Raw genomic sequence first — 24,145 nt, forward strand, 5'->3', positions numbered from 1 at the left:
GAGTTCCTCCTTAATCGGTAACGCGAACACCCTCGACGAAGATATTGATTTCTTTTACCTTCATTCCGGTAAAGGCCTCTACCTGATATTTTACCGTGTCCTTGAGGTTGCGGCAGACGGTACTGATCCCGACGCCATATGCCACGATGACATGGAAATCCAAAGTGATCTCGCTCTTGTCATCAATTGCGACATTGATGCCTCGATTCAGGTAATCCTTCTTGAGCAGGCGCGTCAGTCCGTCCATCATATTGACGGCTGCCATACCCACGATACCAAAGCACTCCACCGCGATAGAGCCGGCATATGTCGCGATCACATCCGGATTAATCTCTATCTTGCCGAGTCCGGTAGACATTGCACCTTGCATACAGGCACCTCCATTCTGAACAGACATTTTCACATGCAATTATATCGGATTCCCCGGAAAATACAAAGGGATTTTCCTTGCTTTTGCCCTGGCACTCTGCTATATTATCAATGTTGTGATTTGCCACTGAGGGCAAATAATCTTAATTTAAGGAGGTGTCTGACGATGGCAAAGTGTGCAGTTTGTGGTAAGGGCGCTCATTTTGGTATTAAAGTGAGCCATTCTCATAAAAGATCAAACAGAATGTGGAAATCCAATGTCAAGTCTGTTCGCATTATTGAGAACGGTACCCCGAAGAAGGCTTATGTCTGTACTTCATGCCTGCGTTCCGGTGCAGTTGAACGCGCATAAAATCATTCCTTCGGATTTATGACCCGCGAAGAAATTCGCGGGTCTTTTTTTACTTTCTGCGACCATCCTTTTTACTCTCGATGCCAATCTTTTATTTTTACTTTCAGTGACTTTCAAAGATCATCTTTCTTTTTTTTACATTTAATGAGCATCTTGCCATCTCCTTTTGCAGCCAGTATCATTTTATACAGGCAGTAGCTTCTGCTGTATCGCGTGTATCGCGGGCAGAAGCAGTTGTTCATAATATAATAAGGAGGGTCTGCATATGGAACTGTTTTTCCTGATTGGATTTATCGGAGCACTTGTCGCCCTGCTCTTTGCGCAGAGTCGCCGCCTTGTCGTTATGGCCTGCCCGGAGGGCAATGACCGGATGAGGAAAATCGCGTCCGCGATCCGCGAGGGCGCGAACGCCTATCTGAAACAGCAATACGCCACCGTCGCCAGAATCTTCGCGATCGTCTTTGTCATCCTCTTGCTCATGGCCTTTGGAACCAATGGGTCTATGCTCTCCAAATTCACTCCATTCGCATTTCTCTCAGGCGGCATTTTCTCCATGCTGGCCGGATATATCGGAATGAAAATCTCTACCCAGGCCAATTCCCGCACTGCCAGCGCGGCGTCAAAAAGTCTCAACCGGGGTCTTCGTGTCGCCTTTGCCTCCGGTTCCGTCATGGGCTTTACCGTCGTCGGACTCGGCATACTGGATATCTCCTGCTGGTTCTTTTTACTGCGTTTTATCTTCGGAATCTCTGACCCGACGGATCTTGGAAACATCATGGTTATGAACGGGATGGGAGCTTCTTTCATGGCTCTATTCGCCCGTGTCGGCGGCGGCATCTACACCAAAGCCGCCGATGTCGGAGCCGACCTGGTGGGCAAGGTTGAGGCGGGCATCCCGGAAGACGACCCCCGCAACCCCGCTACCATCGCTGACAATGTCGGCGATAACGTCGGCGATGTCGCTGGCATGGGAGCCGATCTCTACGAGTCCTACGTCGGTTCCATTCTCGCGACCTTTTCTCTCGGCCCCCTGGCCGGCTATGGCTACCGGGGGATGCTCCTTCCCATGGCTCTAGCAGTGACCGGCATCCTCTGCTCCGTTCTCGGGACCTTTTTAGTTCGAACGGATGAAAATACAGACCAGAAGGCTCTGCTGGGCTCCCTTCGCAAAGGAACCTACTCCGCGGCAATCCTGGCAGCGCTCTTCGCCGCGCCCCTTACCTATGTGATCCTTGGGAATATGGGCGTCTATGTATCGATTCTGTGCGGACTCGCCGGAGGAACAGCAATCGGCTACTTCACCGAATACTATACATCCGATAGCTACAAGCCCACGCAGGAGCTCTCCGCTTCCGCTCAGAGCGGCACCGGACCGCTGATTATCGGCGGTATCTCCCTCGGCCTCAAGTCCACAATGTCCTCCATCCTGATTGTCGCAGCAGCGGTTATCATCTCCTTTATCGCGGCCGGCGGGTACGGCAACTATAATCAGGGCCTTTATGGAATCGGTATCGCCGCAGTCGGCATGCTCTCAACGCTGGGCATCACGCTGGCGACCGATGCCTATGGTCCTGTAGCAGACAACGCGGGTGGCATCGCTGAGATGTCCGGTCTTCCGGAAGTCGTTCGTGAGCGCACGGATGCTCTGGACTCTCTCGGCAACACAACGGCCGCTACCGGCAAGGGTTTTGCCATCGGTTCCGCCTCTCTGACAGCGCTAGCCCTGCTGGTATCTTACGTCTCCATTGCCGACAACAAGCTCGCCGCCGCGGGGAAAAAGCTGATGGATCTCTCTCTGACCAACCCCCAGGTACTCGTCGGTCTCTTTGTCGGCGCCATGCTGACCTTCGTCTTCGCTTCCTATACCATGAGCGCCGTCCAGATATCCGCCCAGAGCATCGTCAGCGAAGTACGGCGTCAGTTCCGCCAGATCAAGGGAATCATGGAAGGGACTGCGGATCCGGACTACGCCAGATGTGTTGCTATCTGCACCAGGGGCGCCCTTCGCCAGATGGTCATTCCCGCGCTTCTGGCAATCATTGTTCCCATCCTCACTGGCCTGATCCTGGGCTGCGAGGGTGTCGTAGGACTCCTTGGCGGAGTCTCTGTCACAGGCTTTGCCATGGCCGTATTTATGAGCAATGCCGGAGGCGCCTGGGATAATGCCAAAAAGTACATTGAGAAGGGCAACTTCGGAGGCAAGGGGTCCGAGAGCCACAAGGCGGCCGTTGTCGGGGATACCGTGGGTGACCCCTTCAAGGACACCTCCGGTCCGTCTCTGAACATTCTGATCAAGCTCTGCTCTACGATTTCCATCGTCTTCTCCGGACTGATCGTCGCCTTCCATCTGACCGGCTTCTTCATGTGATTTCTCTCAGTGGAACCTGTGTCTGTCCGACATATACTCATGTGATTCCTTACAGTGATCATTCTCTCTGTTATTGTAAAAAGCACCCGGACAGCGGAAACCAAACCGCTGTCAGGGTGCTTTCTCTTACGTGAGGAGCCTTGTTGGAAATTCCTTCTTATTTCTGGTCCTTCTGTGAGACTTTCTGGCGGATCGCCTCGGCCGCCTTGTCTCTGGCCGTCTCAGACAGACTTTTGTCCTGTCTGTCCTGTTTTTCTTTCTTGTCAGCTCTGGCTGTTGTAAAGCGGTCGACGAAATCGGGAACCATGTCCAGAATGCGGTCCATTCCGCTATGCGTCGATATGTTAATCAAGCGGGTGATGCCATTATGAATGACAATCACTGAATTCGGAGAGACACGTCCTCCCATGCCTCCTGCCTGGTAATCCTTGGGTCCCATAGAACCGGCCCCCATTCCAAAGGAGACAGACACAAGGGGAATAATAATCGTGTCATCAATGTGGATGGGGTCGCCCACAACCGTCTTGGAAGAAACGAACTGATCCAGGCCATTGATCATACTGGCCACAGAGGATTTAATACCTTCATTAGCTGCCATTGCTGTCTCCTTTACTCATCCAGTATTTCCTTGATCCTATAATACGACTTACGGCAATCCCGATTCAAGAAGATTCGTATTGCGGCCCAGAGAAAACTGCGCAGGGCCAGGCGCATTCGCAGGCAAAACACACCGGAAAGATAGATCTCCTCACTGACAAAATCCGGGCGGATCGACACGTTCTTCTGGTAAATCACCGGCAAGAGGCTGAGCAGGCCGGCGAGGTAGGCCGTATTCTGCGGATCATCCAGATCAAAAGCGACCCGCGTATCTCTCAGGCTAAGATGAAAACCGCGAAGGAGTTTTTTCAATCTCTTCCAGAGAAATTTCAGGCTCTTCTTGCTCTCTTCCTGGCGGATAAAGCTGAGAATACTTCGTATCTTCTTTGCCGCATCCTTTCCTTTTCCTGAATGGGCGCCAGAATCAGATATGCTCTCCTTCTGCCCGGACTCTTTTCTCCGGCTTCCTGTCTTTTTTCTCAGCTTCTTTTGGGATTCTATATTCCCAATATTTCGAACCGGCTGGCTGATCTCTTCCTTTATCTCCTGCTTCTTCTGAATTTCTGTATTCCCGGCATCCCGGGACGACTGCCTCTTCGCCTCTTTTTTCTGCGGCTTTCCGGCCTCCTGGCTCAGCCGGCTCGTCTGCCCTGTAACTCTCTCCGTTAATACCTTGTCCACAGGATTTTGTTCCCCGGGCTCTTTTCGTCTGACGGCCTTGGGCCTCTGGTAGAGAGTGAGCAGACCCCAGAGAAGACTGACCCGTATGCTCGCCTCCTCTTCTCCCGTCGCGCGAACCAGGTCCAGCCCCAGAAAATAGAGAAATCCCCTGACCGACAGGCGCAGATCCAGGCTCTTATCTCTGCTGTCTCCCTCGCCGCTCGCCCGAATATGCATGGGGAAAATGACCAGATAGAGCAGACAGGCGAAAAGAAAGAGAAGAAGCGCCAGAAGGATGATTCCTGTCCACTTGAGGATGAGAAGTAATATCATAATCTCTCCTCCTCGAACAATCTCTTCAGGTCCCCCTCGTATCCCATAGAAAGACTCTCTTTCACCATGCCAAGGATCAGGAGTCTGGCGCTGATGAAATTACTGGCCAGGCCAAGGACACGTCGGTCATCAAAACGCCCCCGGTTCCACTCCAGCCCACTGTAAATCTCAAGCTGGTTTTCTGTCGAGGGACAGTCTAACAGAACAAAGTAATAGGGCTTCAGCCGATGATGCTTTAATCTCTGCAGGACTGTGACCCGTTTGACCCCGACCAGATCGGGACTGCGGTATATCTCTTTTAAAATATGCACTTGTCCCTCCCCCTTTGCCGGGAAACATCTCTTACTTTCAAGCTCCATTGGATTAGAACCGACTGACTCTCCACTCCAGTCAGAGCTTCTTTACGCACAAGGATCAGAATTCACAGTGATCAGAAACAGGCCTTGAAAACGGCCCCCGCCGCGGATGTTGCCGAGGTCGATGTCCCGCCGACCTCCTCGAGGATCACGGCAACAGCTACCTTCTTCTGATCCTGCTCCGCAAATCCAACGAACCAGGAGTGAGAGTCCTTCTCACTATTATACTCCGCCGTGCCCGTCTTTCCATAGATGGTATAGCTTTTGCTGTTGATCGACCTGGCTGTTCCGTTGGTCACAACATACCGCATATAGCTTTTCAGCTGATCTGCCTCGGCTGAAGTCATGAGCTGACCTGCCTGTCGGGCCTCCGCGGAATAAACCGGCAATCCGTCCTCGGAAGTCACCTTGTCCTTGATATAGGTTCGCATCAACTTTCCGCCGTTAGCGACCGCAGAAGCCAGCATCGCCATGTGAATGGGCGTCACAAGCGTATTTCCCTGGCCGATTGCTGTCTGCATGATTGCCGCGGCTCCGTCGCTTTTTGCCAGCTGAAACTTACTGGTCGCGCTGTTACTTAAGTCTGTCGGCAGATTCGTATCAAAAAGCATATCCCCCGCCGTCTGCTTCCACTGCTCATAGTTTAAGGACAGGCCCACATTCGAGAAAGCCGTGTTGCAGGAGTTTCCGAATGCCTGGGTCAGATTTTCCCGGCCGTGCTTCTCATTGCCAAAACAGTGGATGGTGTATCCGTCTTTGCTGAATGTTCCCGTGCAGTCATAAGAAAAATTATGGTCAGATCCATTGTTCTGTCTGAGATAAGCCAGGCTGGTCACAATCTTAAAGGTAGATCCGGGGGGATAGAGTCCCTGATTGGCCCGGTTGACCAGGGCTGCCTGATCCTTGTCCGTTGACAGCTTGTCCCAGTTCTTCTCCAGCTTGTTAGGGTCGAAATCAGGCTTGGAGACCATGGCCAGGATCTTTCCCGTGTCAGGATCCAGCACAACAACCGCTCCCTTGTGATTCCCGATCGCACCATAGGCCGCCTGCTGGATCTTAGAATCCAGGGTCAGGGTGACATTATCCCCCTGGTCCTTCTTGCCTGCGAAAAGGTTCTGGATCCGGCGGACAGGGGAGACATGAGACCTGAGCAGGGTATCGTTCTCCTGCAGCTCGACTCCGCCCTTGCCGTTGCTGTTATATCCAACGGCATGGGCATAGACATCCTCGAAAGGATAAGAGCGATTCCCGTCCTTGCTGCTGGCTAAGACCTTGCCGTCAGAGGAGAGGATATCCCCCCTCGTCACCCTGGCCTCCGCCACACTGAGGCGGGGATTATAGGCGTTATTTCTGTAATAATCTCCCTCCTGTACCATGAAATGGATAAAATAGGCCCCTACCGCGATAAAAAGGGCGACAAAGACCGAAGAAATCACGGTGAACTCCGTGTTGTGAATGACCGGCGCATGCAGGTTGCTTCTGCGCAGGCGGCGCTTCGGCCGGCTTGTCTTCCCGGCAAGAGGGGCTCTCCCCTGATTTGCCGCTGAGGCATTCTGGCCTTCCGTTCCCTCTTTTCCTGCCTGAAGGTATGAGCCTGAAGGAGCGCCCTCTTCCTTGGGGCGCCCCTCTGATCTTCCCGAAGAGGGATCGGCCCTGTGCAGTCCCGGTCTGTGCAATTGATTCTTCTCTCTTGACATATTCGCCTCCTTACAGGTGCTCCCGGTCGGACTGCCTGCAGTAGAGTCCCTGGATCACAGCAATCATGAGTATGGTCGAGAGCAGGGAAGATCCCCCGTAGCTGACTAAGGGCAGGGTGACGCCGGTCGAGGGGATGAACTTGATGACTCCGCCGATCATGAGAACGACCTGAATGGCATAGGTAACCCCCAGGCCACAGGCAACAATCTTGTAGAAGGGATCTCTCATGCGAAGAGAAATCCGCATAAAGGCCAGAAAATAGGCAATGCAAAGGAGCAAGAGACAGAGTGCGTAGATTCCGCCGAACTCCTCACAGATGGCCGCGAAGATAAAATCCTTGGTCACGACCGGGATTTTATCCGGCATTCCCTGGCCAAGTCCTGACCCGAACCAGCCACCGGAGGCAATGGCAAAGAGGGACTGGCTCATCTGAAAGCCTGACCCATCGAAAGACTTCACCGGATTCTGCCAGGCCTCTACTCTCTGCTGCACATGGGGGAAGAGCCGGTATCCCACGAGAGCCGCCAGGGCAAAGGCCCCCAGTCCCAGAATAAAATAGCCCGGCTTTCTTGTCGCCACATAGAGCATCGCCAGATAGCAGAGAAAGAAAATGCTCGCGGAGCCGAGGTCCTTGGCCCCGACCAGAACCAGAACATGCGCCGCCGCAACGCAAGATGTGATGAAGACAATCTTGAAATCAGGCCTGTGGATATGAATCCGAAAGGGATCTCTGTCCTCCAGAGGCAAAACCTGCAGCATACTGGCGACGAAAAAGACGAAGAATATCTTGACCAGCTCAGAAGGCTGAATCGTAATCCCGGCAACGCTGATTGAGAGGTTGGCCCCAAAGGTTCGATTTCCCAGCAGGGTCACCACGCTTAACATTCCCAGGCCGATGATGGCATAAAACCACTTGATTGTCTTAAAGAAGCGAAAGCGCTCAAAGAGAACCGGAATCATCGCCGAGAAAATCAGGGCAATCGCGCAAAACATCAGTTGTTTTTTGGCCAGAGAGAACTTGAGTCGAACCAGCATGAGAAAGCCAATGGTCAAAAACATGCACATGTGATTGACCAGAGAGTAAGAAGCTCCCGAGTAGATATACTTGTATAGAATCATGGCGGCCGTAATGATTCCCAACTCAGCCAGGCTGGCCAGCAGGATCTTGTAATCAAACTGCTGCACATACAAAACGATCACGCCATTGATCAGAGTCAGATAGATCAGTATAGTCTGTCGGTTAAAGAGGCGCCTGGCCTCCTGACTCCGGGTATCCATCAAGAGCGAGCGAAAGGCCTCAATGGTATAGAGGACCATCATCAGTCCCAGTGAAAATCTTGAAATGGATGCGACAATATATCCCATTACTCCACTCCTCTGCGATAATGCCCTCTGGTATAGTCCTTCTTCCAGACAAGCCTGTCCCCTCTCACAGAGCGGCAGGCAAACGCAATGATCTTTCTCATCTGATCCGGGCTCTCTGTACTGAAATCCAGGCGGAATTCCCGGAAGCCAAAAGAGGCCAGCTCCGGAATCTGATCCAGAAGCATTGTGGGCAAATGATTATAGATTAGATTGTAGCAGGAGTCGCAGCGGTTTAAAACCCGCATGCGAACGCCCTTGCGATCCTCTAAAGACAGATGATGGGCCCTGTGGTCACAGCCCATACTGTCTTTGACCAGGCAGTTTGCCGTGATCATAAGCGGCAAATGCCCGTAAACACAGATGATCCCATCCTCATTATCCCGATGCATGAGCTCAGCCCGATTCAGTTCCACAGGAGCTGTCAGGTGATGATAGCCCCAGGATCTGGCCCGGGCAAGAGCCCGGTTATTCATGGTGTAGAGGCGATAATCAAAAATGATCTTATCTGCGTCAATTCCCCTCTCACGCAAATATCCCAGGGCGTCTAAGCTTGAGACCATAAAGCCGTCGATCCATGCAGCCGCGCGATCGGACAAAAGCCCCTCTATCCAGGATTCGCTTTGCATGCGAAAGATCTGCGGCATGAAGAGATAGAACTTCTGCCCGCTCTCTCTGACCTGAATCCGCATCCGCTCACAGCTTTCCTCAGACATCCCGAGAATAAGCTCAGCCGGGCAGTAGATGGCTGAAATTTCCTGATTGCCGATCAGTTGATCAAGCTGTTTTCGATCCATAACAGAGGCAGAGAGGAATTTCTGTCCGCCTCCATCTGACCTCGCGGGCTTTGGCAGGGGAAGAAAGGGCTTGGCCCTTCTTTGCAGCTGCGCCCTCGTGAAATCCTGCCCCATCTGCTCGGCGATCAGTCCCTCTTCCAGCTCTCCTTGCATCCTTCGCCGGAGCTTTTTCAGAACAGACACAGGCACAAAGGGCCTGCCAATCACCTTCACCGTAAAATCACCGGGCATAAAGCAAGTGCCTCCCAGCTGAAGAAATTTGCCGGCGACAGAGGCCTCTTCGGCAGCCTGCCTGCCCGCTGTCGCAAGCTCCTCCCCCACAAGCTGACAAGAAACCGCATGTCCGCGGACACTGGCCTGAAGATACAGGGCTTTTCCCTCCTCTAATATCAACTCTCCGTCCAGGAGATATTTTTTCTCCTCTTCCTCCTCGACCTGACTGATCTTATGCTGGTGAGACGGCTCAGTATATGTGAGCATGTCGGCGGAATTGTTCTCGTGCAGCCAGACATTCGTGAAGCCCTTGCGGTTGCCGAGATCCAGGAGTCTTTCAACCGTCTTCGGGTCGACGCGATAGTTTTTGGCCCCCTTCTCCAGGTACTGATCGATCATGGATCGATAGACACGAACGACACCCAAGGCATAAGACATCTGCTTCATGCGTCCCTCGATCTTCAGAGAGTAGACGCCGGCAGCATCCAGCGCCGGAATGTCCTCCAGGCCGCAGAGATCCTTCATGGAGAGGACATAGGGCCCGGCAAGGGGCATTCTTTTGCCATCGTCGCCGAGCAGAGTATAGGGCAGACGGCAGGGCTGTGCGCAGCGTCCCCGATTGCCGCTTCTGCCGCCGAACATGGATGACATATAGCACTGGCCCGAATAGCAGACGCAGAGAGCCCCATGAACGAAAGCCTCCAGGTCCGCCTGACAGGACTCATGAATCCGGGCCATCTCCGCAATGGAGACCTCGCGGCTGACAACAAGGCGCTCAAAGCCCTGCTCCTGCAGAAACCTGGCCCCATAGATATTACTGACCGTCATCTGTGTCGAGGCGTGCAGTCCCAGTCCCGGAAAAGAGTCCTTGAGCAGGCCAAAGACTCCGAGGTCCTGAACTAAAATCCCGTCCACGCCCGCTTCATAGTAGGCTTTTGCATAGTCATAGAGACTGCGCTCAACCTCCGTGTTCTTAAGAAGGGTATTGATGGTCAGATAGGATTTCACCCCATGAAGATGCCCGTAACGAATGATCTCCTCCCCCTCTTTCGCGCTGAAATTGGCTGCGTAAGCCCTGGCCCCGAAGCGATCTCCGCCAAAATAGATGGCGTTTGCTCCGGCATTGATCACTGCCCTGGCGATCTGTGGACTTCCCGCGGGGGAGAGGAGCTCCAGACCCTTTTCACTCATTGTTCTTCTTCGCTTTTCTCTCGCGGGCCTGTGTGTCTCTCTCATGAGACTGCGCGCCGGCCCCGGGATTCGCGGTCAGATCATCAAAGGACATCTGCATATCGTCCAGGCTCTTATCCTCGGCAATTTCCTGTAATCTGGCTGTCTCTGTTCCGCCGCGGCCTGTTTTTTTGCGCTCTGCCTTGATGTCCGCGTCACCTTTAGCAGGGTCTGTGCTCTTGTCTTTATTTCCGGCCATTTTGGTCGCTCTCTTGACAGCGGAAATTCCTTTTCCCAGTTCTTCGGTCTGCTCCTGAATCGTTCTGGCCGCGGCGGCAAGCTCCTGGCCCTTTTTGGCCAGCTGGCTCTCCTGCTCGTCATACTGAACCCGAAGCGAGGCCAGCTGATGTTTGAGCTCATAGAGCTCCTTCTCCTTGGCAAGCGCCTCGTCCTCCAGCTCCTCGATCCTCTTCTGCGCCTTAAAGTAATCGTCGGCAATATTAATCTGGGTCAGAACATGGCGCTCATCTCCGGAGAGCTTGCGCCAGGAGTCCATCTCCCTCATCTGATCCAGCAGATTATTGATATAGACGCCAACCTTCTGCAGATACTCCTGAGACTCATATCCGCCCAGCCGATAGATTTTCCCGTCGATCAGCACTTCCTGTACATTCTTATCAGACATCTCACTCCTCCATTTCTCTCTTCTGACCGAAATGATGATAGGCCTGGTCTGTCGCCACTCTTCCCTTCGGGGTCCGGTTGATCAGGCCGTTCTTCACCAGATATGGCTCATAGACCTCCTCGATGGTTCCCGCGTCCTCTCCAATGGCCGCCGACAGGGTATCCAGTCCGACCGGGCCCCCGTCAAACTTCTCGATGATGGTCATGAGAATCAGGCGGTCATTGCTGTCAAGCCCCATCTTATCAACCTCCAGCAGATCCAGAGCCTCCCCGGCCACCTCCCTGGTGATTTTCCCCTCGTACTCTACTTCCGCGTAGTCGCGCACCCTCTTTAAGAGTCGATTGGCCAGACGTGGCGTTCCCCTGGACCTCCTGGCCATCTCATAAGCCCCCTCCCTGTCAATCGTGACGCCGAGCTTATCTGCCGAATGCCTGATGATGACGGATAACTCCTGGGGGGTATAGAATTCCAGATGATGAATGATCCCGAAGCGGTCCCTTAACGGGGCGGACAAGAGACCTGCTCTGGTGGTCGCCCCCACCAGGGTGAAATGGGGAAGGTCCAGGCGAATGGACCGGGCCGACTGCCCCTTTCCGATCATAATGTCGATCGCGTAATCTTCCATTGCCGGATAGAGGACTTCTTCCACCTGCCGGTTGAGTCTGTGGATCTCATCGACGAAGAGAATGTCTCCCTCTCCCAGGCCGGACAGGATCGCTGCCATCTCTCCCGGCTTTGCAATTGCCGGTCCGGATGTGATCTTGACATTGACCCCCATCTCATTGGATATGATCCCTGCCAGGGTGGTCTTTCCCAGGCCGGGCGGTCCATAGAGGAGGACATGATCCAGAGATTCCCCCCGGTTTTTGGCCGCCTCAATATAAATTCCAAGAGACTGCTTGGCCTTCTCCTGTCCGATATACTCCGATAATTTCCTGGGCCGCAGGGAGAACTCCTGGGCCTGATCTTCCTCCTGAATTTCTGTACTGATGATACGTCTTTCCATATTCTCGGACTCCCTCTTTCCCTGACCTTTGTTTGTGAAAGGCCCTCTGATGAAGCTGAATTACCGCAGGGCGAGTTCCTTCAGGCCTGCTCTGATCAGATCCTCGACACTCATGGAGGATATATCAAGATCGCGGATGGCCTGCAGGGCCTCAGCGGAGCTGTATCCCAGGGCGTTTAACGCCAGGATCGCCTCTCCCCTGATATCGTCGGAGGAGCGATCACTTGCCTTTGAATCCAGCTGGGCCTCCAGTGTCTGCGTGAAATCGATCTTATCCCTGAGATCTAAAATCACCCTCTGCGCCGTCTTCTTTCCAATACCGGGCGCCTGCGCGATCGTCTTATCATCTCCGGCCGCAATGGCAAAACGAAGCTGATCTACGGAGAGAACTCCGAGAATCGAGAGGGCTCCCTTGGGGCCGATTCCTCCCACCCCGATCAGGAGTTTGAAGAGATCAAGATCCTCCCTCTTGAGAAAACCGAAGAGAGAAAAGCCATCATCTCTCACCTGGAGATAGGTGTAGACGCGAAGCTGCATCTGCCTTCGAATCTGGGACAGACTGGACTGAGGAAGTCCGATCTCATAGCCGATACCGTCATGATCCAATACGATCCCTTCCGGGTTTATTTCTTCTACTCTTCCTTGAATATAGGAAAACATCGTCACACCTCCCCTGTCTGTGACAAAACCGCGATATGCTTAATCCGATCGTGAATCAGGGCGGCAATAATTCCGATCAGAACTCCTGTCAGACAGCCCGCGATCATGAGTACCGGCAGGTAAAAGAGCACATTGTAATTGTTGACCAGCAAAACCGCCATGAAGATCTGGCCTACATTATGTGTAAAGCCACCCACGACCGAAACGCCGATCATGCGCAGCTTTAAAAAACGGCGGGCTAGATACATACAGAAGAAACTGAGCAGTCCGCCCGCGAGGGAGTAGGCGATGGAGAAAGCATTGCCGAACATAAAGCCGGACAGGATGATTCGCAGGAACGAAATCAGAAGCGCCATGGGAGCCCCATAGAGATAGAGGACTAAAACGACAACCGTGTTGGTCAGTCCCAGCTTCATGCCCGGCACGCCAAAGTAGAAGGGGATCAGAGATTCCACATAGGAAAAGACCAAAGCCAGGGCCAGGAGCACTCCCATAACCGGGACTTTTCTTCGATTCATACAGCCTCCTCTCTCCTTACCTTCCAAGCTATTCCCTAAACAGATACCATGTGCTGTCAGCTGACTTCTCAGCCAGCAAGAATATCCCAGGAGTTCATCCTTGCTCCATATCTCCTGTCTGACGGGGGATCTCAAGCATTCGCAAACATATCCTGTCGTCGGCTCTCCTACTTGACAACGGAATCCATGGAATCCTTATCTCCGCTGATCACGGTAATGACAACCCGATTGGGAAGACAGACAATGGACTGACCGACCTTATTGATTCTCCCCTGTTTGACACAGAGCTGATCGTGGCAGTTAGCCTCGGACATATGCGCCTGCCCTCCCTCAATCGTCACCTGATTGATCACGTTTCCGTTTGAATCGCGAATCAAAATCACCTGATCCTTATCCAAATCGTAGACTCCTAAAAGGGCGCCTCTCTGTTCAATTCGAATCCTCCCGCCTGATCTGCTGTGCCTGAAGGCCCAGAAGGCGAAGAAGGCAAAGGAAACGGCTAACAGAAGGACGATAACGACAATATCACGCTTAGCGATGTAACCCTTTTCAAACACGGATCTGCTCTCCAATATAGTAAAATCCCCTGCATTCAGTCAGTCTGACCTGAACCAGTCTGCCGATCAAATCGGCGCCGCCCGGAAAATGAACCGTCGAATTGTTGCTCATACGGCCGGTGACAAGAGCAGGGTCCTGGCGGTTGACTTCCTCCACTAAAACCTCCTGTATACTTCCGGTATAAGCGGCGGCCCGATTGCGCGCGTCCTTCTGCGTCTGAGCCAGCAAGCGGTCGAAGCGGTCCTTTATCACAGATGCCGGGGTCTGATCCTCCCTGGCCCACTTGGCCGCCGGAGTCCCGGTTCTGGGCGAATAGACAAAGGTAAAGGCCGAGTCATAGCCAACCTGCCTGACCACATCCATGGTATCCTCAAAGTCCTCTTCCTCCTCCCCGGGAAATCCCACGATGATATCCGTTGTGATCGATACATTGGGGATGCGCTTTCGGATCCGGTCAGCCAAGGCCAGATAGGACTCCTTGGTGTACCTTCGATTCATGCGGGCCAACAGGCGTGAAGATCCGGACTGAAGCGGCAGGTGCACGTGATGGCAGATCTTGTCGGAAGCGGCAATGACGTCGATCAATTCGTCAGACAGGTCCTTGGGATGGGATGTCATGAAGCGGATGCGGGCGAGCCCCTCAATCTTCTCAATTTCACTCAAGAGCTGAGCGAAGCTCATGTGATCCTCCAAGCCCGCCCCGTAAGAGTTGACATTCTGTCCCAGAAGCATGACCTCGACTACTCCGTCGTCAACCAATCGCTCGATTTCCCGAATAATCTCAACCGGCCGACGGCTTCTCTCACGGCCCCGGACATAGGGGACGATACAATAGGTACAGAAGTTGTCGCAACCGAACATGATGTTGACGCCGGATTTAAAGGAGTACTTGCGCTCAACCGGGAGATTCTCCACGATTCGATCCGCATCCTTCCAGATATCGATAATCATCTGATCCGCCTGCAGGGCCTCATATGCCAGCTCAGCGAACTTGTAGATATTGTGAGTCCCGAAGATCAGGTCGACAAAGCGATAGGACTGCCGGATCTTATCCACAACGACGTCCTCCTGCATCATACAGCCGCAGAGGGCGATCATCATGCCTGGATTGGTCTTCTTGAAACCGTGCAGATATCCGAGCCGGCCATAGACCTTGTTGTTCGCGTTCTCACGGACCGTACAGGTGTTGTAGATGACGAAGTCAGCCTCCTCCGACTCCTTCTCCACATAGCCGATCTTCTCTAAGATCCCCCGCAGCTTCTCCGAGTCCCTGGCATTCATCTGACAGCCAAAGGTCGTGACACAAAAGGTCAGCTTGCGGCCGGCCTCCTCTTCCCTGGCTTTGACCAGACGTCTGGCCCTCTCCATAAAATAGTACTGGCGCAGAGGCTCCTCCCGGGGGGGCACAGAGGAGTCGTAATCTATCTCAGCGATCCTGGCGCTCAGGCTGGCCCGCGCGGTCTCTTCATCCTTCTTCCATGCCGCGGGATCCTCGGAAAACAGGTCGTTTCCCGTGGAAAAAGCGGGTTCTGAAAGGTTTTTTATGCCGCCCTCTCTTGTGGCAGCGGTAAATTTCTCATGTAATTCTCGGTTCATTTACAATCCTTTCAGGAGAACTCCCGATCGGTAACGACTGCAGTCAATCCATTTCTCTTCCGTCACGATATAGTCCATCTTCTGATCCCAGTCCGCCTGAGGAATCGGATCATCAGAGATCTGAAAACGATAGGCGACGGCGATTCGAATCAAGTCTTTGTGTTCCCGTAAAAAGCGATCGTAATAGCCGCCTCCATAACCGACCCGACTGCCGCTGACATCGAAGGCCAGTCCCGGAACAATGGCGACAGCAAAGCCGGATTGATAGGGATTTTCTCTTCGAACCGGCTCTTTGATTCCCCAGAGCCCAGGCTCAAGATCGAAGACGGAGGAGGCCGGATAAAATCTGAGCTCTCCCTCTTTCGTCAGCGGAAAGTACTGCTCTCTTCCTTCCTCCCAGCGCTTCTTAATCCAGGGCCAGAGGTTAATCTCTTCATCCATGGGGGCAAAGACAAGCAGGGGCCTGTCCTCCCTTCGCTCTTTTATGGAATCCAAAAGCTCATCCAGATTCCCGCGGATATCCTGTGACCAGAGCGCTCTTGTTTGGGCAGGGATCCTCTTTCTCATCTGACGCATATGCCTGCGCAGTTCTTCAATCTCCTGACAGATATTCATATCACCCTCTAAAAAAACAGCGTGCACACCTGTGAAAAGGCGGCGTGCATACCTAAGAAAGTTTACCATATTTCTTGTATCTTGAGTACGTTTCGGATTATGCTATACAGGACTAACAGAATGTTCCGTACGGAGGTTTCAATGAAAACAGCCCTTAAAAAAATAGTCCCGCTCAGCCTCATCGCCCTGACAGCCGCACAGGTCCTCTGTTCCTGCGCCAGCGCTCAGAAAAGTGAGCCCTATCAGAAATCAGGCTTCTATTTCGATACGATCATCAACCTGACTCTCTACGGACAAGACGGACAAAAAGAGTCGAATTTCGACGGTGCCTTCGCTCTGGCCCAAAAATACGATAATCTTCTCTCCATGCAGAAGGAGGGCAGCGATATCAACCGGATCAACGCCAACCCCAAAAGCTGGGTTGAAGTTGACCCCGCGACGATCGAGGTCTTAAAGGACGGCATCCGCTATTCTCAGGAGTCCTCAGGAAGCTTCGACATAACTGTCGGCAAGCTCTCCTCTCTCTGGAATATCTCCGACGCGGCGGAGAATGACCACAAGGGTCAGATCCCGTCTCAGGATCAGATCCGCCCCCTTCTCTCCCATATCGGCTGCGATAAGATCAAAATCGACGGCAATAAAGTTATGCTGGATGATGATCAGACCGCCATTGACCTCGGCGGCATCGGCAAGGGCTATATCGCCGACAAGATGAAGGAATACCTGCTTTCCCAGGGAGTAAAGAGCGGCTTAATCAACCTTGGAGGCAACGTCTTAGTCATCGGCCAGAAGCCGGACAAGACCGATTTTGAGATCGGTATCCAAAAGCCCTTCGATCAGGACGGAGATGTCCTGGCCTCTGTCAAGCTCAATGACCAGACGGCCGTGACCTCAGGTATTTACCAGCGCTACTTTAAGGGGGAGGACGGAACCATTTATCACCACATGTTAAATCTCAAGTCCGGTTACCCGGAGCAGAACGACCTGTCCTCCGTCACCATCATCTGCAAGGAGTCAACGGAGGCGGACGCCCTCTCGACCATCACCTATCTCAAGGGTAAGGATGAGGGAATCAAATTCATCGAATCCCTGGACGGCGTGGAGGCCGTCTTCATCGACCGGGACAACCATATCTCCTATAGCTCAGGCATTGGAAAAAAGATCCCCTTCCGCGAGATCAGCCAATAGGCATCCTGACTGATTTCTGTTTATAAATAGACTTCCATTCATAAATAAATTTTCGTTTATAAAATACGAGTTCTTACCTCTAAAAAAAGATAAGAACTCGTCTCTATGGTTCTCTGATAAGAAAAATCCGGTGGCGCGTGACCTTCCACCCGGTCAATCCGTTATGTGTTGATACATCGGAGCAGAAATTATATCAGGCCTGTGCCGCTTCGGCGCGCTTTGCCCGGTTCTGCTCTGCCAGCGGTACATTCTGCATGAGAATGACCTTTTTGGGACACTTGTCCGCGCACTTGCCGCAGCCGACACACTTGGACTGGTCAATATGAGCGATGTTGTTGACGACGTGTACCGCATCGTACTCGCAGGCCTTCTCACACATATGACAGGCGATACAGCCGGCCTTGCAGACCTTGCCGACCTTTGGCCCCTTATCCTCTGAAATACAGGATACCGCGTAAGAGGAATCATAGGGGATCATCTCTATGATATCGCGGGGGCAGGCCGCAACGCACTTGCCGCAGGCCTTGCACTTCTCACGGTCGACAAAGGAGATCCCATCTACGATATGAATGGCGTCAAAGGGACAGGCCCGAACGCAGGTCCCGAGACCGAGACAGCCGTAACTGCAGGCCTTGGCTCCGCCGCCGGGAAGCTGAGACGCGGCGACGCAGTCCATAAGTCCCTGATATTCATACTGATCTTCCGCCTTCTCACAGTTGCCGGAACAGCGGACGAAGGCCACTTCTCTTTCAGCGGCGTCCGCGGAGACGCCCATGATCTCAGCGACCTGGGCCGCGACGGGTTCCCCTCCGACGGGACATTGATTGACGGGGGCCTCTCCCTTGGCGATTGCCGCGGCAAGAGCGGCGCATCCGGTGTAACCACAGCCGCCGCAGTTATTGCCCGGCAAAACATCTAATACAGCCGCCTCCTTGGGATCTACCTCCACAGCGAACTTCTCCGCGGAAAAGCCCAGGAAGAAGCCGACAATGACGCCGGCTCCGGCGACAACTACTGTTGCAAGAATTATTCCAGTCATACTTACCTCCCGATCATCCCGGAGAATCCGAAGAATGCAATTGCCATCAGACCTGCCGTCACAAGAACGGAAGCCGTTCCCCTGAATGGCTCAGGAAAGTCATTGAACTGAATTTTCTCCCGGATACCGGCCATGATTACAATGGCGATCAAAAATCCGACCGACACACCGGCTCCGTAAATCACACCCTGCAGAACATTGTACTTATACTGAACGATATTTAAGGCCGCGCCTAAAACAGCGCAGTTGGTTGTGATCAGGGGAAGGTAAACACCGAGAGACCGGTAAAGGGCCGGGACATTCTTCTTCAGGAACATCTCGACAAACTGTACCAGAGCGGCGATTACAACAATGAACACAATCGTATTCAGATAGTCCAGCTTATTGGGGCCGAGAATCAGTGTGTATATCGCTCCCGTCACCGCAGACGCAATGGTGATGACAAATACAACCGCTCCTCCCATACCTGCCGCGGTCTTAACGTCCGTGGATACCCCAAGGAAGGGGCAGAGACCCAGGAACTGGCTGAGCACGACATTGTTTACAACGGATGCCGCAATAAAAATCAAAAGTAAAGAAGCCATTTTCGCTCACCTCCCTCAGTCTTCCCTGGCCAGAGTCTGGTCTTTGTCTTCAGCCTCGGGCTCGGGCTCGGTCTCAGCCTTCGCTTCCGTCTCAGACACAGGCTCAGATTTAGACTCATCCTTAGCCTCAGTCTCAGCTTTCGCTTCTGTCTCAGACACAGACTTAGTCTCGGTCTTGACTCCAGTCTCAGCTTTAGCCTCAGTCTTAGTCTCGGTCTCCGCCTCATCCTTAGCCTCGGCTTCAGCCTTTGCCTTTGCCTCAGCTTCAGCTTTTGCCCTGGCCTTAGCCTCAAGAGCCGCCTTCATCTTCTCTGCCTTGGCCTTCTCGGCCTCAGTAAATTCGACCGTGGCAGGCGTCATACCATGACATTGATCCTGCAGAGAACAACTCTTGCAGTCTCCGGTAAAGACACAGCCCTGGGCCGGAGGCAGGGGCTTGCCCTTGGCATCCGCCTTCTTGCGGACCACATTCATCACTGCGACCAGGATGGAGAGAATGAAGAAAGCGCCCGGGGCCAGGACAAAAATCGTAATCGGGGTATAGCCGATCTTTCCTGTATCCGCCAGAGGAAGAACCTGCATCTTAAAGAGCTGGCCTGCGCCCAGGAACTCACGGACAAGGCCGATCGCAGTGATCGAACAGGTAAAACCAAGTCCCATGCCAAGTCCGTCAAAGAAAGAAGGAATGACAGGATTCTTGGATGCATAGGACTCCGCGCGTCCCAGGATAATGCAGTTTACAACGATCAGGGGAATGTAAATGCCCAGCGCGTCATTAATCGCCGGCGCGTAGCCCTGCAGGAGCATCTGCACCACCGTTACCAGGGATGCGACAATGACAATATAAGCGGGCATGCGCACGCGGTCAGGGATGATTTTTCTCAGTGCTGAGATGATCAGATTTGACAGGGCCAATACCGCTGTGGTAGAGAGTCCCATTCCGATTCCGTTGACGGCGGATGTGGTGACCGCGAGTGTCGGGCACATTCCAAGCATCAGTACAAAGGTGGGATTCTCCTTGTAAATTCCATTAACTAATCTCTCGATTGGCTTGTTCATTACTTGTCACCTCCCATCAGACTCCTGGCATAGGCCACACCTGAATTGACGCCAATGGTCACAGCGCGAGAGGTGATCGTCGCGCCAGATATGGCCTGGATTTCATTGTCTGCAGAGGGCTTCTCCTTTACGACCTCAAGGGCCTTATCCGTCTTCTTCCCGTTAAACTGATCCTTGAACTTTGGTTCTGTAGACTTCATGCCAAGACCGGCTGTCTCAGAAATTGTCGTAATAGAATAGCCGTTTAGGGTTCCGTCATTTTTGATACCGACAGAGAAGGTGATATCTCCGCCGTATCCCTTATGAGAGGTTACGGTCACGACATAACCGATCTTATTGCCTGAGCTGTCAACAGCCTCGACCGCGTTTTTAATATCGTCATCCGGAAAACCATTCTCATGAATGTAAGCGGAGGCCTTGTTTTTCGAGGCGTCTTCCTCTGAGTCAAATCCGTCGATCTGCTTAAAGTCGGCCGCGTCCGCGTAGACCTCTTTATAGGCTTTTTTGGTCGCTGCCTCCTGAGCATTTTTAATCGGGATCTCGGTAATGTTGTTGACAAAGCCGAGGGAAACACCGGAGATCAGAGTGATACCGGTCAGTATCAGAGCATCATGTACAATACGGTTCACTGTGCGCCTCCCTTCTTCTCCTTCACTTGACCAAATGCCATGGGCACCGTCCATCTCTCAATCAGAGGAACGAGCAGGTTGGACAGAATAATCGCGTAGGAAACGCCCTCTGCGTTCGATCCATAGAATCGGAAGAGACCGGTAAAGATACCAAGAACAACTCCAAAAACAATTCTTCCCATGGGCGTCACAGGACTGGTGACATAGTCAGTTGCCATAAAGAAGGCGCCCAGGATGATACCTCCGCCGCAGATTTCCTCCGCTAAAAAGAGCAGGTCAAAGCCATGCTTTCCAAAGAGAAGGGCGAAGACCGAAAAGGTCGCGATATAGACCAGAGGAATTCTCCAGTCAATAATCTTCATGGCAATCAGGAAGACAGCTCCGATCAAGAGGCAGAGGGTAGATGTCTCACCGATCGTCCCTCCGATGCGCCCCAGGAACATGGACAGAAGATTCACGCTGCCATTGCCTGACTTGATGATGGCAAGAGGCGTCGCGCCGGTATGTCCGTCAAAAGCGAACTTGGTCATATCACCGGCAAATGAGATCAGAAGGAAGCATCTCGCGCCAAGAGCAGGGTTCATGAAGTTCTGCCCCAGACCGCCGAAGACCATCTTGACAACAAAGATGGCAAAGAGACCGCCGATCACCGCCTCAAACCAGGGAAGTGTCGGGGGAAGGTTCAGGGCCAAAAGCAAGCCGGTCAGGACAGCGGAATAATCTCCCGTTGTGTTCTTGTGATGGGTGATTTTGTTATATAGCCACTCTGAGCAAACCGTTGTCGCAATGGTAATGCAAATCAGAAAGAGGGCATACCACCCAAAGTTGTAGACGCCAAAGATGCTGGCGGGCATCAGGGCCAAAATCACGCACTGCATAATGGTGCGCGTGCTCATCTTATCTCTCACATGAGGAGATGAGGTCACATTCAACATATTACTCACGATTCACCTCCTACCTGGCAGCCGCTGCCTTAGCCTTGGCAGCCGCGGCTCGCTTATCCGCCATCACCTGCTTCTTCATCAGACGCACGCTCTGCGCGGTATGTCTTCTCGCGGGACACACAAAGGAACAGGATCCGCACTCGATACACTCAAGGCCATGCCACTGCTCAAAGAGTTCCTTCTGCCCCCGGTCATTGTAGTCGGCCAGGCGGCAGGGAATCAGGTTCTCCGGGCAGGCCTCAACACAGCGGCCGCAGTTGATGCAGGCGGACGCCTCATAGCTGACGCAGGTCTCTGCCGTCATGGCGAGGAGGGCGGACGTCGTCTTGGTGCTGGCGACATGGGTGTCGTACATGGCAAAGCCCATCATGGGGCCTCCTGAGATGTACTTGGCCACCTCCTGATTGGTCCCGCCCGCGGCGGCAAGAATCTCATCCATGTAGGTGCCGATATGGATGTGGAAGTTCTGCGGCTCAGCAACCGCGTCGCCGGACACCGTAAAGATACGGTCAATAACGGGAATGCCGAAGCGAACCGCCTTGTAAATGGCACATATGGTGGCTACATTGTCTACGATGCAGCCCGCGTCAGCGGGAAGCATCTTGGAATTAATAGCCCGGCCGGTGCAGGCATATATGATCTGCCGCTCACCTCCCTGTGGGTATTTGGTCTTGAGAGGAATCACACTCATGCGCGGCTCATCCTTGACAAGCTCCTCAAGTTTGGCAATGCAGTCGGGCTTGTTGTTCTCCACGCCGAAGAAGCCCCTGGCCTTGCCGAAGATCTGCAGGATGATGCGCATTCCCTCAACCAGTTCCTCCGGATGATCCATCATCTGACGATAATCGGAAGTGAGGAAGGGCTCACACTCCGCGCAGTTGGCGATGATTGTATCGATTTCATCCGGATTCTTGGGGGACATCTTGACCGCGGTTGGGAAGCCCGCGCCGCCCATACCGACAACGCCAGCCGTGCGGATCTTGTCAATAATCTCCTCTTTGCTCAGATAATCGACCTCATCACACTCTGTGAAATCGACTTCCTGGTACTGCTCGTCATTCTCGATAATGATCGCGTCGCCGACAGCTCCGGCCGCGCCCAGACGGGGCTCAATTCCCTTCACCTTTCCGGACACAGAGGCGTAGATGGGGGCGGAGACAAATCCACCGGCCTCCGCAATCATCTGGCCCCTCAGCACGGTGTCACCGGCAGCCACAATGGCCCTGGCCGGAGCGCCGATGTGCTGGGAGAGGGGGAAAGCCAGTTCCTTACCGGGAAGCAGCTCTTTGACCGGCTTGTCCTTCGAGAGATCCTTCCCCTCGATCGGATGCACGCCGCCCTTAAATGTGTTTAAAGACATACTTAGTCCTCCCATAAAATATAAGCTGTGTTTATTATAGCATTCTGCCGATTTCTGGCATCTTTCCTCGGATGATTTTTTGTATCTTTCAGAAAACATCTCTTGATTTCTCCGGCGTTTTTTGTTATATATGCCTAACTTTTTATAGTCTCTGTTTCATGAACTCAGCCCCTCTTTTGTGCGTGTTTTTTAATCTGATCCTATTTTACGGATTCTGTTTTATTTTGATCTTTCGGGGAATTTTCTTCTCGCCTTTGCTTCATCTTTTTGATTTATATTTTTTGGCTTATTTTTCGGATCCTTTCCGCCCCTTCATGTTAGAATGTTTTTATGAAAATTTGGACAGATGCTCTCTCTTTGGATGGACAGGAAGAAACAAGTGAATATCAGGCTCTTGGCCCCGGAGCATTTCTTTTGGATATTGAGACCACCGGTTTTTCGGCCAAATTCTGCTCCATCTACCTGATCGGCTGCGCTGTCCGTCGGGATCGTCAGCTGCTTCTGACCCAGTTCTTTGCCGAGACGCCTGCCCAGGAGCCGGCGATTCTGGCCGCTTTCGCCGACTATCTCTCGGACAAGAATTCCATCGTCACTTTTAACGGCCAGGCCTTTGACCTGCCTTTTCTGGAAAGCCGCGCCCGAAGGTCCGGCGTGAATCTTCCCCTGCGACAGCTTATCTCCATTGACCTCTATCGAACCGCCAGAAAATATCGTGCCATTCTGCATTTGCCCTCTTATAAACAGGAGTCCATTGAGAAGGCTCTGCATATCGAGCGCAAGGACAAGTACAGCGGAGGACAGTTGATCGATGTATATCAGGACTATTGCCGGAACAGGGCCTCAGAGTCAGAGTCACTTTTGGCCCTGCACAATCACGACGATGTCTTCAACATGTACCCTCTGCTTGGCCTTCTCTCCTATGAGAAGCTGAGAGAGGCTAATGTAAGCCTGACTGATATCCAATCCAATGACCGGGAGATGATTTTGAGCGCCAGATTAAATCTGACCCTGCCCGCAATAGCCCGGGTGCAATCCGAATCTGTCTATATGATTCTGGAGAAGAATCAGCTTCATGCCTCTATCCCCCTGCGAAGGACACGCATGCGCTATGAGCTGGATCATCCGGCTGACTACTACTACCTCCCCGAGGAGGATATGGTGATCCCCAAGGTTCTCGCCTCAAGCATAGATTCCTCCCGTCTGAAGAAGGCCACCCGTCAGAACTGCTGTGTCAAGAAGGAGGGACTCTTTTTCCCCATAGACGACTTTGTCATGAAGCCGGAGGGACTCCCTGTCTTCCGCGAGCATCCAAAGAGCCGCCAGACTTATCTGGAATTTCCAGAAACAAAGTCAGAAGAATTCATACAGAGATATCTGGAGTCCATTCTGCACTCCATCGAAAGCTACAAGTAACAGCGTACACACTGCC

The 24,145-nt window shown here is 52.8% G+C and carries 23 protein-coding genes and 1 pseudogene; 4 read left to right on the forward strand and 20 right to left on the reverse strand.

Annotation, left to right across the window (positions count from 1 at the left end):
• Window positions 1–10: 10 nt before the first annotated feature.
• The gene (locus GCWU000342_RS05025; protein WP_044958747.1) at window positions 11–370 is read right to left on the reverse strand and encodes an Asp23/Gls24 family envelope stress response protein; all 360 of its coding nucleotides are present in this window, start codon (window positions 368–370) and stop codon (window positions 11–13) included.
• Between the two features lie 165 nt (window positions 371–535).
• On the opposite strand from GCWU000342_RS05025, the gene rpmB reads away from it, so the two are divergent.
• Complete coding sequence (rpmB, locus tag GCWU000342_RS10175) at window positions 536–721, forward strand: 50S ribosomal protein L28 (RefSeq protein ID WP_083790727.1); 186 nt, start codon at window positions 536–538, stop codon at window positions 719–721.
• A 265-nt stretch (window positions 722–986) separates the two neighbouring features.
• Window positions 987–3,089, forward strand: coding sequence for a sodium-translocating pyrophosphatase (locus GCWU000342_RS05030; RefSeq protein WP_006906218.1), 2,103 nt, complete (start codon window positions 987–989; stop codon window positions 3,087–3,089).
• 157 nt (window positions 3,090–3,246) lie between these two features.
• Here GCWU000342_RS05030 and GCWU000342_RS05035 read toward each other — a convergent pair whose 3' ends face one another.
• From GCWU000342_RS05035 to GCWU000342_RS09945, 13 genes are all read right to left on the reverse strand, one after another.
• Window positions 3,247–3,687, reverse strand: coding sequence for a GerW family sporulation protein (locus GCWU000342_RS05035; protein WP_006906219.1), 441 nt, complete (start codon window positions 3,685–3,687; stop codon window positions 3,247–3,249).
• An 11-nt stretch (window positions 3,688–3,698) separates the two neighbouring features.
• Window positions 3,699–4,679, reverse strand: coding sequence for a hypothetical protein (locus GCWU000342_RS05040; protein ID WP_006906220.1), 981 nt, complete (start codon window positions 4,677–4,679; stop codon window positions 3,699–3,701).
• Complete coding sequence (locus GCWU000342_RS05045; RefSeq protein ID WP_156784485.1) at window positions 4,676–4,990, reverse strand: hypothetical protein; 315 nt, start codon at window positions 4,988–4,990, stop codon at window positions 4,676–4,678. Before GCWU000342_RS05045 ends, GCWU000342_RS05040 begins: the two co-directional genes overlap by 4 nt.
• Window positions 4,991–5,109: 119 nt before the next feature.
• The gene (locus GCWU000342_RS05050) at window positions 5,110–6,732 is read right to left on the reverse strand and encodes a peptidoglycan D,D-transpeptidase FtsI family protein (protein ID WP_006906222.1); all 1,623 of its coding nucleotides are present in this window, start codon (window positions 6,730–6,732) and stop codon (window positions 5,110–5,112) included.
• A 10-nt stretch (window positions 6,733–6,742) separates the two neighbouring features.
• Window positions 6,743–8,098 carry an FtsW/RodA/SpoVE family cell cycle protein gene (locus tag GCWU000342_RS05055; RefSeq protein ID WP_006906223.1) on the reverse strand — a complete coding sequence of 452 codons (1,356 nt, stop codon included), beginning with the start codon at window positions 8,096–8,098 and terminating at the stop codon, window positions 6,743–6,745.
• Window positions 8,098–10,296 (reverse strand): U32 family peptidase, encoded by a 2,199-nt coding sequence (locus GCWU000342_RS05060; protein ID WP_006906224.1) that lies wholly within the window; start codon window positions 10,294–10,296, stop codon window positions 8,098–8,100. Before GCWU000342_RS05060 ends, GCWU000342_RS05055 begins: the two co-directional genes overlap by 1 nt.
• Window positions 10,289–10,960, reverse strand: coding sequence for a cell division protein ZapA (gene zapA / locus GCWU000342_RS09940; RefSeq protein ID WP_006906225.1), 672 nt, complete (start codon window positions 10,958–10,960; stop codon window positions 10,289–10,291). The genes GCWU000342_RS05060 and zapA overlap by 8 nt, the downstream gene beginning before the upstream one ends.
• 1 nt (window position 10,961) lies before the next feature.
• Window positions 10,962–11,966, reverse strand: a complete 1,005-nt coding sequence (ruvB, locus tag GCWU000342_RS05070; protein WP_006906226.1) for a Holliday junction branch migration DNA helicase RuvB — start codon at window positions 11,964–11,966, stop codon at window positions 10,962–10,964.
• 60 nt (window positions 11,967–12,026) lie between these two features.
• Complete coding sequence (ruvA, locus tag GCWU000342_RS05075) at window positions 12,027–12,626, reverse strand: Holliday junction branch migration protein RuvA (protein WP_006906227.1); 600 nt, start codon at window positions 12,624–12,626, stop codon at window positions 12,027–12,029.
• Between the two features lie 2 nt (window positions 12,627–12,628).
• Window positions 12,629–13,144 (reverse strand): Gx transporter family protein, encoded by a 516-nt coding sequence (locus GCWU000342_RS05080; RefSeq protein ID WP_044958728.1) that lies wholly within the window; start codon window positions 13,142–13,144, stop codon window positions 12,629–12,631.
• 167 nt (window positions 13,145–13,311) lie between these two features.
• The gene (locus tag GCWU000342_RS05085) at window positions 13,312–13,701 is read right to left on the reverse strand and encodes a NusG domain II-containing protein (protein WP_006906229.1); all 390 of its coding nucleotides are present in this window, start codon (window positions 13,699–13,701) and stop codon (window positions 13,312–13,314) included.
• The gene (gene miaB, locus GCWU000342_RS05090) at window positions 13,694–15,298 is read right to left on the reverse strand and encodes a tRNA (N6-isopentenyl adenosine(37)-C2)-methylthiotransferase MiaB (RefSeq protein WP_006906230.1); all 1,605 of its coding nucleotides are present in this window, start codon (window positions 15,296–15,298) and stop codon (window positions 13,694–13,696) included. The genes GCWU000342_RS05085 and miaB overlap by 8 nt, the downstream gene beginning before the upstream one ends.
• Complete coding sequence (locus tag GCWU000342_RS09945) at window positions 15,299–15,913, reverse strand: 5-formyltetrahydrofolate cyclo-ligase (protein ID WP_049921555.1); 615 nt, start codon at window positions 15,911–15,913, stop codon at window positions 15,299–15,301.
• Window positions 15,914–16,054: 141 nt separating this feature from the next.
• Between GCWU000342_RS09945 and GCWU000342_RS05100 the strand changes: the two genes are divergently transcribed.
• Window positions 16,055–17,101 (forward strand): FAD:protein FMN transferase, encoded by a 1,047-nt coding sequence (locus GCWU000342_RS05100; protein WP_045000334.1) that lies wholly within the window; start codon window positions 16,055–16,057, stop codon window positions 17,099–17,101.
• Window positions 17,102–17,294: 193 nt separating this feature from the next.
• Here the strand turns inward: GCWU000342_RS05100 and GCWU000342_RS05105 are convergent, their stop codons facing one another.
• The 6 genes and pseudogenes from GCWU000342_RS05105 to rsxC form a co-directional block, all read right to left on the reverse strand.
• Window positions 17,295–18,140 carry an RnfABCDGE type electron transport complex subunit B gene (locus GCWU000342_RS05105; protein WP_006906233.1) on the reverse strand — a complete coding sequence of 282 codons (846 nt, stop codon included), beginning with the start codon at window positions 18,138–18,140 and terminating at the stop codon, window positions 17,295–17,297.
• 2 nt (window positions 18,141–18,142) lie between these two features.
• The gene (locus tag GCWU000342_RS05110; RefSeq protein ID WP_006906234.1) at window positions 18,143–18,724 is read right to left on the reverse strand and encodes an electron transport complex protein RnfA; all 582 of its coding nucleotides are present in this window, start codon (window positions 18,722–18,724) and stop codon (window positions 18,143–18,145) included.
• Between the two features lie 234 nt (window positions 18,725–18,958).
• Window positions 18,959–19,783, reverse strand: a pseudogene (rsxE, locus tag GCWU000342_RS10905) (electron transport complex subunit RsxE); the annotation flags it as partial.
• Window positions 19,783–20,412, reverse strand: coding sequence for an RnfABCDGE type electron transport complex subunit G (locus tag GCWU000342_RS05120; RefSeq protein WP_006906236.1), 630 nt, complete (start codon window positions 20,410–20,412; stop codon window positions 19,783–19,785). The pseudogene rsxE and the gene GCWU000342_RS05120, both read right to left, overlap by 1 nt.
• Window positions 20,409–21,356 carry an RnfABCDGE type electron transport complex subunit D gene (locus tag GCWU000342_RS05125; protein WP_242649975.1) on the reverse strand — a complete coding sequence of 316 codons (948 nt, stop codon included), beginning with the start codon at window positions 21,354–21,356 and terminating at the stop codon, window positions 20,409–20,411. Before GCWU000342_RS05125 ends, GCWU000342_RS05120 begins: the two co-directional genes overlap by 4 nt.
• Window positions 21,357–21,366: 10 nt before the next feature.
• Entirely contained in the window at window positions 21,367–22,716 is a 1,350-nt protein-coding gene (rsxC, locus tag GCWU000342_RS05130) for an electron transport complex subunit RsxC (protein WP_044958722.1), read from the reverse strand.
• 330 nt (window positions 22,717–23,046) lie between these two features.
• Between rsxC and GCWU000342_RS05135 the strand changes: the two genes are divergently transcribed.
• Window positions 23,047–24,129 (forward strand): ribonuclease H-like domain-containing protein, encoded by a 1,083-nt coding sequence (locus GCWU000342_RS05135; RefSeq protein ID WP_006906240.1) that lies wholly within the window; start codon window positions 23,047–23,049, stop codon window positions 24,127–24,129.
• The last annotated feature ends 16 nt before the right edge of the window (window positions 24,130–24,145 follow it).

Source organism: Shuttleworthella satelles DSM 14600 (assembly GCF_000160115.1).
GTDB classification, from domain to species: domain Bacteria; phylum Bacillota; class Clostridia; order Lachnospirales; family Lachnospiraceae; genus Shuttleworthia; species Shuttleworthia satelles.

Bases quoted from the DNA above. Each gene is read 5' to 3' on its own strand.
- GCWU000342_RS05025 (WP_044958747.1), bottom strand. From the start codon at position 370: ATGCAAGGTGCAATGTCTACCGGACTCGGCAAGATAGAGATTAATCCG.
- rpmB (WP_083790727.1), top strand. From the start codon at position 536: ATGGCAAAGTGTGCAGTTTGTGGTAAGGGCGCTCATTTTGGTATTAAA.
- GCWU000342_RS05030 (WP_006906218.1), top strand. From the start codon at position 987: ATGGAACTGTTTTTCCTGATTGGATTTATCGGAGCACTTGTCGCCCTG.
- GCWU000342_RS05035 (WP_006906219.1), bottom strand. From the start codon at position 3,687: ATGGCAGCTAATGAAGGTATTAAATCCTCTGTGGCCAGTATGATCAAT.
- GCWU000342_RS05040 (WP_006906220.1), bottom strand. From the start codon at position 4,679: ATGATATTACTTCTCATCCTCAAGTGGACAGGAATCATCCTTCTGGCG.
- GCWU000342_RS05050 (WP_006906222.1), bottom strand. From the start codon at position 6,732: ATGTCAAGAGAGAAGAATCAATTGCACAGACCGGGACTGCACAGGGCC.
- GCWU000342_RS05055 (WP_006906223.1), bottom strand. From the start codon at position 8,098: ATGGGATATATTGTCGCATCCATTTCAAGATTTTCACTGGGACTGATG.
- GCWU000342_RS05060 (WP_006906224.1), bottom strand. From the start codon at position 10,296: ATGAGTGAAAAGGGTCTGGAGCTCCTCTCCCCCGCGGGAAGTCCACAG.
- zapA (WP_006906225.1), bottom strand. From the start codon at position 10,960: ATGTCTGATAAGAATGTACAGGAAGTGCTGATCGACGGGAAAATCTAT.
- ruvB (WP_006906226.1), bottom strand. From the start codon at position 11,966: ATGGAAAGACGTATCATCAGTACAGAAATTCAGGAGGAAGATCAGGCC.
- ruvA (WP_006906227.1), bottom strand. From the start codon at position 12,626: ATGTTTTCCTATATTCAAGGAAGAGTAGAAGAAATAAACCCGGAAGGG.
- GCWU000342_RS05080 (WP_044958728.1), bottom strand. From the start codon at position 13,144: ATGAATCGAAGAAAAGTCCCGGTTATGGGAGTGCTCCTGGCCCTGGCT.
- miaB (WP_006906230.1), bottom strand. From the start codon at position 15,298: ATGAACCGAGAATTACATGAGAAATTTACCGCTGCCACAAGAGAGGGC.
- GCWU000342_RS09945 (WP_049921555.1), bottom strand. From the start codon at position 15,913: ATGAATATCTGTCAGGAGATTGAAGAACTGCGCAGGCATATGCGTCAG.
- GCWU000342_RS05100 (WP_045000334.1), top strand. From the start codon at position 16,055: ATGAAAACAGCCCTTAAAAAAATAGTCCCGCTCAGCCTCATCGCCCTG.
- GCWU000342_RS05105 (WP_006906233.1), bottom strand. From the start codon at position 18,140: ATGACTGGAATAATTCTTGCAACAGTAGTTGTCGCCGGAGCCGGCGTC.
- GCWU000342_RS05110 (WP_006906234.1), bottom strand. From the start codon at position 18,724: ATGGCTTCTTTACTTTTGATTTTTATTGCGGCATCCGTTGTAAACAAT.
- rsxC (WP_044958722.1), bottom strand. From the start codon at position 22,716: ATGTCTTTAAACACATTTAAGGGCGGCGTGCATCCGATCGAGGGGAAG.
- GCWU000342_RS05135 (WP_006906240.1), top strand. From the start codon at position 23,047: ATGAAAATTTGGACAGATGCTCTCTCTTTGGATGGACAGGAAGAAACA.